The sequence below is a fragment of the Nostoc sp. NOS(2021) genome, assembly GCF_017115025.1.
In the GTDB taxonomy this organism is placed as follows: Bacteria; Cyanobacteriota; Cyanobacteriia; order Cyanobacteriales; family Nostocaceae; genus Nostoc.
In genome coordinates, this window is the sequence record NZ_JABXKM010000081.1 from 51,789 (window position 1) to 65,992 (window position 14,204).

The 14,204-nt window shown below is 44.2% G+C and carries 12 protein-coding genes; 5 read left to right on the top strand and 7 right to left on the bottom strand.

The annotated features are described in order from the left end of the window. The first annotated feature begins 37 nt into the window (after positions 1-37). The 3 genes from HWQ41_RS10020 to HWQ41_RS10030 all read left to right on the top strand — a co-directional run bounded on the left by HWQ41_RS10020 (position 38) and on the right by HWQ41_RS10030 (position 3,244). Positions 38-1,273: an acyl-CoA dehydrogenase family protein gene (locus HWQ41_RS10020; RefSeq protein WP_292762050.1), complete on the top strand. Its 1,236-nt coding sequence runs from the start codon at positions 38-40 to the stop codon at positions 1,271-1,273. 324 nt (positions 1,274-1,597) lie between these two features. Then, a complete protein-coding gene (locus HWQ41_RS10025) occupies positions 1,598-2,206 on the top strand; it encodes an L-threonylcarbamoyladenylate synthase (protein WP_292762051.1) in 609 nt (202 codons plus the stop codon). Positions 2,207-2,302: 96 nt separating this feature from the next. Then, positions 2,303-3,244 (top strand): HAMP domain-containing sensor histidine kinase, encoded by a 942-nt coding sequence (locus HWQ41_RS10030; protein ID WP_292762052.1) that lies wholly within the window; start codon positions 2,303-2,305, stop codon positions 3,242-3,244. Here the strand turns inward: HWQ41_RS10030 and HWQ41_RS10035 are convergent. The 7 genes from HWQ41_RS10035 to HWQ41_RS10065 form a co-directional block, all read right to left on the bottom strand. Beyond that, positions 3,207-3,677, bottom strand: coding sequence for a GNAT family N-acetyltransferase (locus tag HWQ41_RS10035; RefSeq protein ID WP_292762054.1), 471 nt, complete (start codon positions 3,675-3,677; stop codon positions 3,207-3,209). The genes HWQ41_RS10030 and HWQ41_RS10035 overlap by 38 nt on opposite strands. A 221-nt stretch (positions 3,678-3,898) precedes the next feature. Beyond that, positions 3,899-4,312 (bottom strand): hypothetical protein, encoded by a 414-nt coding sequence (locus tag HWQ41_RS10040; RefSeq protein ID WP_292762055.1) that lies wholly within the window; start codon positions 4,310-4,312, stop codon positions 3,899-3,901. A 242-nt stretch (positions 4,313-4,554) separates the two neighbouring features. Next, entirely contained in the window at positions 4,555-5,532 is a 978-nt protein-coding gene (secF, locus tag HWQ41_RS10045; RefSeq protein WP_292762057.1) for a protein translocase subunit SecF, read from the bottom strand. Continuing rightward, the gene (gene secD / locus HWQ41_RS10050) at positions 5,529-6,947 is read right to left on the bottom strand and encodes a protein translocase subunit SecD (protein WP_292762078.1); all 1,419 of its coding nucleotides are present in this window, start codon (positions 6,945-6,947) and stop codon (positions 5,529-5,531) included. Before secD ends, secF begins: the two co-directional genes overlap by 4 nt. A gap of 116 nt (positions 6,948-7,063) precedes the next feature. Beyond that, positions 7,064-8,047 (bottom strand): alpha-ketoacid dehydrogenase subunit beta, encoded by a 984-nt coding sequence (locus HWQ41_RS10055; RefSeq protein ID WP_292762059.1) that lies wholly within the window; start codon positions 8,045-8,047, stop codon positions 7,064-7,066. Positions 8,048-8,604: 557 nt separating this feature from the next. Continuing rightward, the gene (locus tag HWQ41_RS10060) at positions 8,605-9,534 is read right to left on the bottom strand and encodes a trypsin-like serine protease (RefSeq protein ID WP_292762062.1); all 930 of its coding nucleotides are present in this window, start codon (positions 9,532-9,534) and stop codon (positions 8,605-8,607) included. A gap of 67 nt (positions 9,535-9,601) precedes the next feature. Beyond that, positions 9,602-13,132: a tetratricopeptide repeat protein gene (locus HWQ41_RS10065; protein WP_292762065.1), complete on the bottom strand. Its 3,531-nt coding sequence runs from the start codon at positions 13,130-13,132 to the stop codon at positions 9,602-9,604. Positions 13,133-13,617: 485 nt separating this feature from the next. Here HWQ41_RS10065 and HWQ41_RS10070 point away from each other — a divergent pair, with 485 nt between their 5' ends. Together HWQ41_RS10070 and HWQ41_RS10075 are read left to right on the top strand one after the other, a co-directional pair. Next, entirely contained in the window at positions 13,618-13,842 is a 225-nt protein-coding gene (locus HWQ41_RS10070; RefSeq protein ID WP_292762067.1) for a type II toxin-antitoxin system HicB family antitoxin, read from the top strand. Next, positions 13,835-14,053: a type II toxin-antitoxin system HicA family toxin gene (locus HWQ41_RS10075; RefSeq protein WP_292762069.1), complete on the top strand. Its 219-nt coding sequence runs from the start codon at positions 13,835-13,837 to the stop codon at positions 14,051-14,053. Before HWQ41_RS10070 ends, HWQ41_RS10075 begins: the two co-directional genes overlap by 8 nt. Positions 14,054-14,204: the final 151 nt, after the last annotated feature.

A 14,204-nucleotide genomic window follows, 5' to 3' on the forward strand; every position in this document is an offset into this window, starting at 1 on the left:
GAATAGTTTTAGTACGGATTTTATGGAGATGCTGGAAATGGTTTTATCTACCTTACAAGAAACAAAAGACTACATTGCTCTAGCTGCCTCATTAGGAAAGGAGTTTTCTAAAACAGCAGTCGAACGGGATGCCAAAGGTGGTAGTCCCACCGCCGAACTAAATCGTCTGCGGGAAAGTGGTCTGCTTAAACTCCTCATCCCAGAAGAATATGGTGGATTTGGTCAAACTTGGATTACAGCCCTCAAAGTTGTACGAGAAATTGCCAAAGCGGATGGCTCCCTTGGTCAACTTTTGGGGTATCACTATGTCAATTCTGTCCTTCCTGAACTAAATGGTACTCCCGAACAAAAAGCCCGGTTCTACAGCGAAACTACTCGCAACAACTGGTTTTGGGGTGATGCTGTTAATCCGCGAGATCCTAAATTGGTGCTAACACCAGATGGAAAAAATTTCCGGCTCAATGGTACTAAAAACTTTGCCACAGGCAGTACTGGCTCCGACATCATTGTAGTGACAGCAGCGCGAGGATATATGGAGAATCTTCCCGTTGCCATTGTTCCCAAGCATCGGGAAGGGGTGGAGAATCTTCCCGTTGCCATTGTTCCCACCCATCGGGAAGGAGTGGTTCTCAATGACGATTGGGATTACATTGGACAGCGACAAACCGATAGCGGTAGCGTCAATTTTAATAATGTCTTGATTCACCGAGATGAGATTCTGGGCAATCCTAACTCTAAGGATGCACCTACCTCCTTTGCCTCATTGGTGACCCCTGCTTTCCAGTGCGTCTTTGTCAATTTCTATCTGGGAATTGCACTGGGCGCCTTTGAGGAAGGCAAGCAATATACACTCTCTGGAACCCGTCCCTGGATTTTTTCACCTGCCCACACGGCAGCTAAAGATCCTTATATTATTGAGCAATACGGTAATCTCTGGGTGAGTTTGATTTCGACCATCAGCCATGTTGATTATGTCAACTCGGTCTTCCAATCTGCCTGGGAAAAGGGAGAACACCTGACAGCCACCGAACGCGGTGAAACTGCTGTTACTATTAGCACTGCCAAAGTCTTGACTACACGAGTGGCATTAGATGTGACAAGCAAGATTTTTGAAGTGATGGGAACTCGTGCTGCTGCGACAAAATATCGCTTTGATCGCTTCTGGCGCAACGTCCGTACTCATACTCTGCATGATCCAGTTGCCTACAAAGTCCATGAAGTTGGTGACTGGGTACTCAACGAACAAATCCCACCCTTCACCATTTACACCTAAGCCGAATGGTACGAAGTTAATAAGCTGTTCCACATTTAACTTGCATAATTAGGGCGGGCTTTCCGGCCCACCCCACAAGAGTTATGTTTAATTCGGTTATGCAAATTAGATGTTTTTCAGCTTAGTGAAGACAAGATTGAAGGAGGATGTAGAAGCTAATGCAGTTAGACAATCAAAGTCATGATTTGGTGACTTGAACTAAAACAACAAAGATAATAATCCAAAATGATTACTTACTAAAGTCCTGTAAGTGCCATTACACCCTACTTAAAAGTTATATTTCTTTATATATATTGAATTGTTCTCGCCGACTTACTTAGTAAGATGACGCAAGTTTCCCTCGCAAACCTAATAGTTGGCGCACGCGCTGGGCTGTTGGTGAGCTTTCCCACCGATACTGTTCCTGCACTTGCAGCCCTACCAGAAAAAGCAGCATTAATTTTTGCGGCGAAGCAACGCAGTCAGGATAAACCTTTGATTTTGATGGCGGCTACTGCTGAAGATTTGTGGCTGTATGTCAAAGGTAGTGAGAACGAGTATAAAGTTTGGCAAGAACTAGCAGATAAATATTGGCCAGGAGGGCTGACGTTAGTTTTGCCAGCGAGTGAACGCCTGCCAAAAGTTATGAACCCCATCGATCCGACGACAATTGGTATCCGAGTACCAAACAGTGCGATCGCTCAAACTATTTTGGCGCAAACAGGCCCTCTTGCTACTACTAGCGCCAATTTTTCTGGTCAACCGCCTTTGCAAACGATGGCAGAAATTGAGACTCAGTTTCCCAAGGTTCTGACTCTAGCAACGACAGAATACCAGGGTGAAATGCCGGGGATGGGTGTACCTTCCACCGTTGCTAAATGGACAGGGATAAATTGGCAAATTTTGCGGACAGGTGCGATCAAGTTAGATATTTCGAGTAATAACCAGATATAGGTAGCTATAATATTGTTTTCCTGATTTGACAACAGAGAAATCCGCAACTTTAGTTTGCGCTGTTGTGTCAATTAACAAGTTAATAATTGCTAGATTATGAATTGGAGCAACTGGATATATCTAGGAGCAGGAATAGTAATAGGTATGGTTTTCCGTCGGTTATTTGGGCGATGGCTACGCCCAAAGCAGGCATCGCCAAATATTTCATCTAGCTCATCCCCAGTAGCGCTATTAGATCAAGAGGATATGCCACCAATATTGCAACAGCTACAACAAATGCAGCTGGCATACCAAATGGCAAGGGAAATGAGCCAGTTTAAAGCTGGTTTTTTGGCGCGGACTACCCATGAATTGCGATCGCCCCTTAATGGTCTGATTGGCTTGCATCAGTTAATTTTGTCGGATTTGTGTGAAGATCCAGCTGAAGAGCGAGAATTTATTGCCCAAGCTCACGAGCGAACGCTGAAACTGCTCAAGCTGATGGATGAAATTCTCAGCGTTGCTAGAACTGAACATGGTACCAATAAATTAGATATTCAGCCCAGACCGTTAGCCCAAATTTTGGAGGAGGTTCATAACTCAACTTATATGCTGGCGGCAAATCGCAATTTTCCCTTGCAATTGTTACCCACCGACCCAGAAATTTATGTTTTGGCAGATTACCTCTGGCTCCGCCAAATATTGATAAGTTTAATAGACACTGCCATTACTCAAATGGAGGAAGGCAGCATCTGTATTTCTACCAGCACTGTCCCTACAAATAATTTTGTCAACATTTGGCTGGATGTACCAAGTGATGCTATTGTCTGGAGCGAACCGATTGATTTGATCAAATCTGAAGATCAGCCGACCCAAATTGACCAAAAGAACGCTGCCCTTTCCCCAGGAATGAGGCTATTAATCAATCAGACTTTGGTGGAAGTTATGGGAGGAAAGTTAGAAATTCTGCCCTCGACCATTGTAAAAGAACCGCTTCAGCAGTTTACCAGACTACAAATTTCTATCCCCCTAGTGATTCCTGAAGCTGATCTTCTGTAGCAGGAACCAAAGCAAGGTTAGCTTGGTTATATAGCACCATCGTAGTGGTAGTGTTGGCCTGGAAACCAATCTTTTCGTAGAAACCCTGATGGTGAGTAGTCATCAGGTAAACACGCTCAACCCACCTCATGCGAGGATGACTCAAAACGGTTTCCACTAAATTGCTTCCCAGCCCACTACTTTGATACTCTGGATGAATCACAACATCCCAAATCGTGGCGCGATATATGCCATCAGATGTTGCCCTAGCAAAGCCAATGAGTCGATCGCGATCGTAGACGGAAATTACTGGCTCACTATTGGCAATGGCTATACCTAAATCTTCAATACTGCGGCCTTTTGCCCAGAAAGCTGAAACGTTTAACAGTTCTTGGAGTTGGTAAAGGTCAATTTCAGACTTGCGTTCATTAAATTGAATCTGAGACTCGTTCATTTATGGCATCCACTTTTGGCAGTATCTTTGTATGCTTAAGTCCTATTTTGCTAGAAATTGCTGTACGTGTATATGTATAGCAGTTGCCAGGTAGCTTAGGACATAAGCTAATCATAAAACACTGACACCAAGAGACTTTCAAGCCTGTTAAGAGTTCCCTGTTCCCTGTTCCCTGTTCCCTATTCCCTATTCCCTGCTATATATGCAACGAGAAAGAAAAATTAATGACAAACCCACTTCCACAGAGGATGAGTCGGCCCCTGTTGACGTATCCGATAAACTTGTTTTTCTAAACGTTGTTTTTCCTGCTGTGGTAGTCCGAGTAGAATATTCCGACTTTGCCAAACTAAAACAGCAGCGGTCATCCCAATACAAAAGGCTAAACCGAAGGTAGACAGTGGATGGTAGAAGAGTCCAAATCTCACTGCTACCCAGGTAAAATATTGTTGCCACAAAGAAATTTCTGCACGTAGACCCCACAAGCTAAGAGGCGCAATGGTGAGCCATAAACAGCCAACAAACAGCCATCTGCCATATACTGTCAGATCATGTAGCCTTTGTACTTGTTGAGTAAACGATGGGTCAGATTTCTCAAAATCTGGGACATTAGTTAATGATTCTTCCGGTTGATCCATAGGGGAATAAAATTGCAAAGCATAGATGAGGAATTCAACCTAATTCATAATTATCAATTCATAATTCATAATTAAAAAGGGTTTGTACGGTGCTTCTATAAGCAGTCGTGTTTTAGTTGGGGCTTCGGCGTGAGCGCTCAGTCGAACGGCTTAAATCCCTTTGTATAACATAATTATGAATCATCAATTATGAATTATGAATTTTTAAAATGCTTTAACCCAATTGTGAAATACACACAAGTTTAACTATCCTGGGAACTAGCAGATGTATCAATCGGTTCAGCGCTGTTTACCACGCTTGTTTGACCCCTGCGCTCTCGCCACCAAGCTAAAAGAGAACCGGCAATGAAAATACTTGAATAAGCGCCCATCGTGAAGCCAATAATCAAAGCTAGAGAAAAGTTTCTCAGGGTTTCGCCGCCAAATAGGAATAGAGAAAATAATGTTAGTAAAACGGTAAAGGTGGTATTAATTGATCGCGTTAAAGTTTGATTGATTGCATCATCAACAACTTTATCAATGGGATCGTTAGGATGTAGATGCAGTATTTCCCGAATGCGATCGTAGATGACCACGGTATCTGTCACCGAGAAACCGGTAATAGTCAAAATAGCAACGACGAAAAGGCTATCAACTTCAATACCTGCGACTAATCCCAAGATTGAGAAAACACCCAGCGTAATCAAAACATCATGGAACAAGGCAATAATTGCGATTACGGCATAGTCCACCTGGAACCGCACACTCAAATAAACAACGATCGCCGCGAAGGAGACAACCAGGGCTAATAACCCTTGGGAAAATAATTGACGGCCAAGTGTCGGGCCAACGGTGTCAATTTGGGTGGCTTTCGGGTCAAAGGCTCCAATTTTTTCAGTCAAAGCTGTTTGCAACTGGGTGCGTTGCTCGACATCTAATGTCTTTGTGCGAATGGATATTCCCTGTTGCTTTTGACCAACGACTTGGATGCTACTATTATTTAGCTTCTGAGCATCAACTACTTCCCTGACGTTAGAGATTTCAATCGGTTGAGTGCAGTTGTTTGGTTGTGTACAATCGCGTTCAAATTGTAGTCGCGTACCACCAACAAAATCTAAGCTGGGACGTAGTGGTGCGCCTAGTTGTTGCCAAGAAATCACCATCCCCACGATGCTAATAATCATTAGGGTGGCAGAAATTGCCCACCATAATCCTCGCTGTTTGATGACACTAAATTTCATGACTGCACCTCCGCACCAGACTTAATTGACGTTGAGAGATTAGGACAAAACAACTCTGGCTTACGCAAGTTGGGAAATTGCAATGATAGGAACAGCAATGTGCGACTACAAGTAATGGCAGTAAACAAATTTACCCCCAAGCCTAGCGCCAATGTCAAAGCAAAGCCTTTAACTAAACCTGCTCCTAAGAAAAACAGTGCTGCACAAGAAATTAATGATGTGACATGACTATCTAAAATGCTAGACCAAGCTCGGTAGAATCCTGCCTCTACAGAACGATATAAAGTTTTACCAGCGCGTAGTTCTTCACGGGTGCGCTCAAAAATCAATACGTTAGCATCAACTGCCATGCCGATACTGAGGATAAACCCAGCAATACCGGGGAGAGTTAATGTCACGCCTAACAAAGCGAAGGTGGCATAGGTCAATAGCGCATAGATAATCAAAGCAAAGTCGGCAATTAACCCTGGTAATCGGTAGTAAACTAACATGAAAATCAATACTAACAGCAATCCGCCACTACCAGCGTAAAGACTGCGTTGAATACTATCTTTACCTAATGTTGCCCCAACAGTGCGGTTTTCGACGATTTGCACTGGTAAGGGTAAAGCACCTCCCCGTAGCTGCACACCTAAGTTGTTAGCTTCTTGGGCGGTAAACCTACCTGTAATTACAGCAGCACCACCACTAATACCACTAGCAGCAAATTCTGGCCCGACACTCGGAGCGCTGATCAGTTCATTATCTAGAAAAATGCCAATGCTGCGTCCTGTACCGGCAAGTTTTTTGGTCAGTTCGGCAAACAGTTCACCACCCTTTTGGTCGAAGCGAATGGCAACATTCCAATTGTTGTTTTGAGTGGGTTCACCGGCCGCATCTTTGAGGAATTTCCCTGCGAGTGGGGGGTTTGTGCTTTCAAACAATTCAGCGATCGCTTGATTATTTTTCTGCAAATCTTGCTGATTTTTGACAATTGCTGCTTGATCGTTACTCTTGATCGAATCTTGCTGCTTTGCTTTCAATTCAGCTCGTGATGCTTGGAAAGCAAGCAGTTGGGTTTCCGTACTAGGCTTTTGCGTGCGAAATTCTAACTGCGCTGTACCCCCTAGAACTCGTTCAGCTTGCTGTGGATCGCTGACTCCGGGTAACTGCACTAGGATTTGATCTTTCCCTACAGTTTGTACAACTGGTTCAGAAACGCCAAGACCGTTAATGCGACCTTCAACTATTTTTTTCACGGCTTCCAATTCGCGGTCGGTGATTTGCTTAATCTCCGGTGTTGTTTTCACTTGAATTGTGAGCTGTGAGCCGCCGCGCAAGTCCAGTCCTAGCGGAATCGAAATTGTGTTAATCACCACAATGGCGGCGATTATCAGCACTACAATCAAAATTAAAAGCGATCGCTGTCTTTGCATACTATAACTCGCAACTGACAAAGGCTATAATAGCTCTCTTTTGTACAGTTATGAATGGGGAGTGGGGAGTGGGGAGTAGTGGTTGAATTTCTTCCCTATTCCCTACTCCCTATTCCCTAGACTCGCAACGCGACCATTTTTTCCACAGCTTCTACTATTTGCTCTGGTTGGACAATTGTCAGTCGCTCCAGATTGCCGTTGTAAGGCGTGGGGATATCTTGGGAAGAAAGCCGCAGTACTGGCGCATCTAATTCATCAAACAAGCGATCATTAATTGAAGCGATGACTTCTGCTCCGATACCCGCAGTTCGCATGGATTCTTCCACCACAATGACTTTATGGGTTTTACGTATTGATGCGCCAATGGTATCAAAATCTAATGGCTTGAGCGATATTAAATCAATAACTTCTGGATCATAACCTTGTTTTTCCAAAGTTTTTACCGCTTGCAGCACATGATGGCGCATCCGCGAATAAGTGATAATTGTGACATCTTTGCCTTGACGTACAACTTCTGCTTTATCTAGGGGTAGTAAATATTCTTCTTCTGGTAAATCTTCTTTCAAGTTGTAAAGCAGAACGTGTTCAAAGAACAACACGGGGTTATCATCGCGGATAGCGGATTTTAGTAGTCCTTTGGCGTTTCTTGGTGTGGAGCAGGCAACAATCTTCAACCCTGGCACAGCTTGGAAGTAGGTTTCTAGTCGCTGGGAATGTTCTGCCCCTAGTTGTCGTCCGACACCTCCAGGGCCGCGAATTACCATCGGAATTTTAAAGTTACCGCCAGAAGTATAGCGCAGCATCCCAGCGTTGTTGGCTATTTGGTTGAAGGCCAGCAATAAAAAGCCCATATTCATGCCTTCGATGATGGGGCGCAACCCAGTCATCGCCGCTCCCACTGCCATGCCGGTAAAGCTATTTTCGGCAATGGGGGTATCTAGAACGCGGAGTTCGCCATATTTTTGGTACAGGTCTTTGGTAACTTTATAGGAACCGCCGTAGTGTCCGACATCTTCACCAAGAACGAATACGCTGGAGTCACGCGCCATTTCTTCATCAATGGCTTCGCGTAAGGCGTTGAAGAATAGTGTTTCTGCCATTTAGACCTTTTAGTACGATTATGGTTTTAGAATTTTATCGTGCTGCTGTCGCAAATACCGTGAGCGATCGCACTAGTTAGAGATTAGCTTGTTTGCATAAACCGCCCCTAGCACAGAGCGAGTAATTGCCATAACTATATCAAAGCTATTTAATTTAGATTTTAGAGGTTTTATCAGCGATCGCCTCCCACTCTGGCAAACCAGGCAACCCTATATTTCGGTACTATCTCGGACAAAATATGTTATTTTAACTGCAAACAAGCAATTATACTGAATTTAGCACTGCCAAAATTAGCAGTTGAACCACCCACCAATTAAGATTTTATAACTTAGCGCTGATTACTAAAAGGAATGCGAGCGAGCGCACTCCTTTTCTACTTCATAACCCTAATTTTTGCTCGATTGACAGATAACTAAGAAACGTGGATTAAATAAAATGCAAAACTTCATCCTGTCTCTAGCTTCCCTCTCCAATATATCGGAGAGGGATTGAGGGTGAGGTAAGCCAGGGACATAAATTAAATTGTATGTTATTTAATTCTTATTCCTAAGCCTATCTAATTTCCCCGCGAAGCCTCCTCAATGGTAGAAATTTTCACCGCATAATTGATGATATCTTGTCCAGTTTTGAGATTTTTTTCTTCACCATTATTCAGAGCCACAATATAAGGGTCGCCACCAATTACGCCAACAATGGGGCTACCCGAAGAACCAGCAGCAGTGGCGCAATCATGTAATAAAAAACCATCTTTTTCTCCGACAATACTGCATCCTGCCTCATAACTTGCCGTCCATCCCGGCCCGGCACTGAAATATTCTTGATAATTGTCGTTAGGAAAATCACCAGAATAGCCCACAAAATAGAATGCTTTTTGGTTACGAACCAGCGTAGCAGAAGCTATCGATTTCGTTCCTAGATAACCGTATTTGCGACCTAGAGGCTGGTTAATTTTCAAAATTGCCCAATCATTAGGACTAAGATCCTTGCTTTCCTTGAAATCTGTTCCATAATAAACTTCTTTGGTTTCCGCTATGTCTTCGTAATGGCCATCGATGACGTTAGGCAGAAACTGGATTTTTGTGCTTAATTTGCCTGTTTCGTGGTCAATAACACAGTGAGCATTAGTCAAAACCAGATTAGCAGCAATTAACGTTCCGGTGCAGTAATAACCACCGCCATCTGTAGTTCCTTTGATTCGACCAATTGCCGACCAAGGATATTTATGGCTGAACATCGGGGTACGGTTATCTATTCCTGTAGGAATGCCTCTAGAGTCGCTTTCGTCAGGTTTGGCACCCCGTTCCAAACCAGGAGGGATAAAAGGTTTGCCATCACCTTCTAGCTTGAGTTTTTGGGAACTAATGAATTTGGGTGTAATGCTTTGCTGTGGTTTTACCTGGGTTTCTGCTTGAACTGATGACCAATAGCTAAAAGTTGTGAAAATCAGAAATCCGGTCAACAACAGGGCAAAAAATTTTCTATTCATTGCTACTAACACTCCGTAATTATTGAATATTTGAACTAACTGGGATTGGGGATTGCTACTCCCCGGCTCATCTCCACTCGCCTTGCAAGGTGAAAGCCGCCCAATAGTAGGGGTTTCGCCAGTTTTTTTGCTGCCACAGTTTGAGTTGTGCCTCACGCAGGGCAGTTATGGGAGATGCTTTTTGCTGCAACATTGCTGTGTAAAACTGGGGCATCAATTGTGATGTTGCGGTGTCATTGACTTGCCACAAAGACACCACAGCACTTTTTGCCCCTGCATACATTAATCCTCTTGTCAACCCTACCAATCCTTCACCTTGGACATCCTTACCTAAACCCGTTTCGCAAGCACTCAGCACAACTAAATCTGCACCCAAATCTAAGTTAAAAATGTCACGCAGCCGTAAGATACTTGGAAGATTAGGTTTACCTTCTTTGTTTATCTGAGAAAGTACGATTCCTGACGATTCTGGGTTGATCGGGTCAGCAAAACCGTGAGTTGCAAAGAGGATGAATCGATATTGTTTGAGTTTTGGACTAGTTGCTAGATTGTAATTGGCATCAAAATCAAAAGCGTATAAACTTTCCGAGGGTGGTACAAGTTTTAATATTTGTTCGGCTTCTGTGCGCGTACCCAGTAGCCGTCCCCATCCTGCACGGTTAAGATTTCTCGCGGATTGTTGGAGGCTAGACTGTTCGAGGTTGAGTTCGGGGCCTAGAGAAGAGGGTTTACCTGTGAATCGGTCGTCATCAACCGCAAATACAGGGTCGGCAAGAACAGCTAGGGTTTTGGGTGCTGCTTGGCGTTTGTTCAAGTCTTGTCGGTGGGTAGCGATCGCAGTGACGGAGGGTAGATTTACAATTTGGTGGTTAACTAGAAGCGGTTGATAATTAGATTTCCCCGCCTGCGGCGACTTTTCAAGCTGAGAGATTTGATTTGGTTCTGATAATGCTGTAAAGGGAATTTCTTCTAATACACCATCTGCGACAATTACCAAACGCTTTTTCCCCAACTTTCCTGAAACGGGCGCTAGGATAAGCTGGCTAAGTTCAGTTGCAGCTTGGGTAATTTCTTGAAAATCTTTGGCTTTTTGCTCTGCGGGTAACTTCTGGCAGTCAATACCTGGTTTTTGACATTTTCTCAATAGTTCCTTGAACTTTCCTGCTGATGTTTCTATCGCTTCGCGTCCAGGGAGTTCGTAGCTATTGATGGAATTAGGAGTGACAGCCCAAAGATAGCTGCGTTCTTTACCCAAGGAATATTGCAATAGCAGGGTGTCTGAATCGAGTTGTTGCTGAATTTCAGCTAATTTCAGAGGTTCAGGATATTTCAGTGCAGCATATTTGGGGCTACTTGTACGGATTTTGGTTTGCAGTTCTTGGTATTGGCTACGGAGGTCAGCAATTTCTTTTTCGAGGTTTTGGATTGCGGTTGTGGGTGCTGTTTTATTCAGTAACTCTTGACGCAGTTTATCTTTAGCATCAAGTTGCTGCTCTAAGTTTTGTTCTTCTGCCAGTAGTTGCGGGTTAACGCCTGTACGGATTTTGGCATTGGCTTCTGTTAATAGTTCTAAAAGACTCCTGGCGCGCGATCGCTCGCTGATGTGCAGTGCCAAAGCGTCGTATCCTTTAGATGGGTCTTTTTTGTGCAACTGCATCAGCAAGTCGATGTAGAACTGATAGTAACCCTGTACGGTGGCAAAATAGGAAGTACGCAGTTCTTGACTGGCAATTTTGGTGCGTAAATCTTCAATGATTTTGATTGCTGCTTGAATATATGTTTGGGCTTGTTGGAGGTTGCCGCGATCGCGTTCTAGCGAAGCCATGTTAGAGAGGGTGGTGGCTTCCCCTCCCCTGTCACCTACTGCACGGCTTAGGGGTAAAGCTTGGTTGAAGTATTTGAGCGCTTCTTGCTTTTCTCCTAATGAGTCGTAGACCTTGCCAAGATTATTGAGGGTGCCGGCTTCCCTTCCTCTGTCCCCCATTGCACGGAGTATGAGTAAAGCTTGGTTGAGGTATTTGAGTGCTTCTTGCTTTTCTCCTAATGAGTAGTAGACTTTGGCAATATTATTGAGGGTGGTGGCTTCCCCTCCTCTGTCACCTACTGCACGGCTTAGGGGTAGAGCTTGGTTGTAGTACTTGAGCGCTTCCTGCTTTTGTCCCAAATCGTCATAGACTAAGCCAAGATTATTGAGGGTGGTGGCTTCCCCTCTCCTGTCACCCACTGCACGGAATATGGGTAGAGCTTGGTTGTAGTAGTTGAGCGCTTCCTGCTTTTCTCCCAATGAGGAGTAGACATTGCCAAGATTATTGAGGGTGGTGGCTTCCCCTCCCCTGTCACCCACTACACGGAATATAGGTAAAGCTTGGTTGAAGTATTTGAGCGCTTCCTGCTTTTCTCCCAAATTGTCATAGACTAAGCCAAGATTATTGAGGGTGGTGGCTTCCCCTCCCCTGTTCCCCACCGCATGGCTTAGGGGTAAAGCTTGGTTATAGTACTTGAGTGCCTCCTGCTTTTCTCCTAATGAGTAGTAGACATTGGCAATATTATTGAGGTTGAGGGCTTCCCCTTCCCTGTCACCCACTGCACGGCTTAGGGGTAAAGCTTGGTTGTAGTATTTGAGCGCTTCCTGCTTTTCTCCCAAATCGTCGTAGACTTTGCCAAGATTATTTAGGGTGCCGGCTTCCCCTTCCCTGTTACCCACTGCACGGTATAGGGGTAGAGCTTGGTTGTAGTACTTGAGTGCCTCCTGCTTTTCTCCCAATGAGTCGTAAACACTGCCAAAGACAACGAGGGTAGCGGCTTCCCCTCCCCTGTCACCCACTGCACGGAATAGAGGTAGAGCTTGGTTACAGTACTTGAGTGCCTCCTGCTTTTCTCCCAAATCGGAGTAGACTTTGCCAAGACCAACGAGTGTGGTGGCTTGCATTCCCCTGTCACCCACTGCACGGAGTATGGGTAGAGCTTGGTTGTAGTACTTGAGTGCCTCCTGCTTTTCTCCCAAATCGGAGTAGACTTTGCCAAGATTATTGAGGGTTCTGGCTTCCCCTCCCCTGTTACCCACTGCACGGAGTATGGGTAAAGCTTGGTTGTAGTACTTGAGTGCCTCCTGCTTTTCTCCCAATGAGTCGTAAACACTGCCAAAGACAACGAGGGTAGCGGCTTCCCCTCCCCTGTCACCCACTGCACGGAATAGAGGTAGAGCTTGGTTACAGTACTTGAGTGCCTCCTGCTTTTCTCCCAAATCGGAGTAGACTCTACCAAGGCCAAGGAGGGTGGCGGCTTCCCCAGATTTATCATCAACTTGTTGCCAAAGCTTCAGCGCTTCTTGCCATTTCCCAATCGCCTGTCGTAGTGATTCTGCTGTCCCTTGCTGATAAAGTTTAAGCCCTTCTTGAAGAATCCGTTCCGCAGCAGCGTGAGTTGCATCTTGTGACGTTGTTCCTGACTGTTGTGCTATCTGTAACGGTGTACCTCTCGGTGTTGCCCCCACAGCATCAGATAGCAAAACCATACTCAGCAGCAAAGTTAAACTGTTACGGGTAAATTTTGTTAGAAAGCACCAAAAAACCCACTGAGACTTTACACTCCCCATCATTGTTTAGCCTCAATCTGTGATTATTAACAACACTATTTCTGCCGAACCCAGTCCCTAATATTAGTAAATTATTTACTTGTCATCAGGGATATTGCGGAAACTTTGCTGAAACTTTAAGTTAATTTTATGGGTGCGGTCAAAGTTTACGGTTCTGGTTTCTGTTTTTGCAACGAACTCCCTCGGCAAACCCTGATTTTCTCGTTCTCGCGCTTCCTAACGGGAGGCTACGGTGTACACACAAGTCATCGAATTACCCAAAAATCTTGAAAAACCTCACCCTGTCCTAACGGACATCCCTCTCCTTGCCAAGGAGAGGGAAAGATTTACCCTTGGGTAAAGCAAGGGTGAGGTTTTGATTTGTGAGTTGTAGAGTCAATTTGGATAGAGAATTTTCGACTTGTGTGTACACAGTAGAACGCGAGGCGGAGGAAATGAGAGGGATCAGAGGTGATAATAGTTATTGAGGAAGTAAAGGTAACTTTGATATGTCTTATAAAGTTAGCATCGTTATCGAAAAAGATGAACATGGATATTATGCCTATTGCCCTGAACTACCTGGTTGTCAATCTCAAGGTGATTCCCTAGAAGAAGTACAGGCAAATATTAAAGAAGCAGTTGAACTTTATATAGAAACCTTGTCAAATTTAGAAAAACAGGCGCTTCATAACAAGGAAATATTCACAATAACCTTGGAGGTGAAAGTTGCCTAAACTGCCACGTATCACTGCAACAGAAGCTGAAAAACTCTTATTAGATGCAGGCTTTATTCAAATTAGAAGTAAAGGAAGTCACAGAATTTATTTTCGAGAAGAAGTGAGAGTGGTTATTCCTTCTCATTCAGGAAAAATATTGCACCCAAAAATAGTGAAGCAGGTTCTACAAGCCATTGACATTACTGAGGATGAAACTACAGCAGAATAAGTAGTAACTGAGGCAGATGTTAGCAGCAATAATATTTAACGAACGAGCGTAATGAAAATTTGATAATTTATAGAACTGTCACCACTGGAAGATTTGGGTTCTTGCGTACTTAGCGTGCTAAATCAATATTATAGTGCCAAGAAAGTAAAGC

Coding starts and splice junctions, on each gene's coding strand:
- secD (WP_292762078.1), bottom strand. CDS start 6,947: ATGCAAAGACAGCGATCGCTTTTAATTTTGATTGTAGTGCTGATAATC.
- secF (WP_292762057.1), bottom strand. CDS start 5,532: ATGAAATTTAGTGTCATCAAACAGCGAGGATTATGGTGGGCAATTTCT.
- HWQ41_RS10025 (WP_292762051.1), top strand. CDS start 1,598: ATGACGCAAGTTTCCCTCGCAAACCTAATAGTTGGCGCACGCGCTGGG.
- HWQ41_RS10070 (WP_292762067.1), top strand. CDS start 13,618: ATGTCTTATAAAGTTAGCATCGTTATCGAAAAAGATGAACATGGATAT.
- HWQ41_RS10065 (WP_292762065.1), bottom strand. CDS start 13,132: ATGATGGGGAGTGTAAAGTCTCAGTGGGTTTTTTGGTGCTTTCTAACA.
- HWQ41_RS10035 (WP_292762054.1), bottom strand. CDS start 3,677: ATGAACGAGTCTCAGATTCAATTTAATGAACGCAAGTCTGAAATTGAC.
- HWQ41_RS10055 (WP_292762059.1), bottom strand. CDS start 8,047: ATGGCAGAAACACTATTCTTCAACGCCTTACGCGAAGCCATTGATGAA.
- HWQ41_RS10040 (WP_292762055.1), bottom strand. CDS start 4,312: ATGGATCAACCGGAAGAATCATTAACTAATGTCCCAGATTTTGAGAAA.
- HWQ41_RS10060 (WP_292762062.1), bottom strand. CDS start 9,534: ATGAATAGAAAATTTTTTGCCCTGTTGTTGACCGGATTTCTGATTTTC.
- HWQ41_RS10020 (WP_292762050.1), top strand. CDS start 38: ATGGTTTTATCTACCTTACAAGAAACAAAAGACTACATTGCTCTAGCT.
- HWQ41_RS10030 (WP_292762052.1), top strand. CDS start 2,303: ATGAATTGGAGCAACTGGATATATCTAGGAGCAGGAATAGTAATAGGT.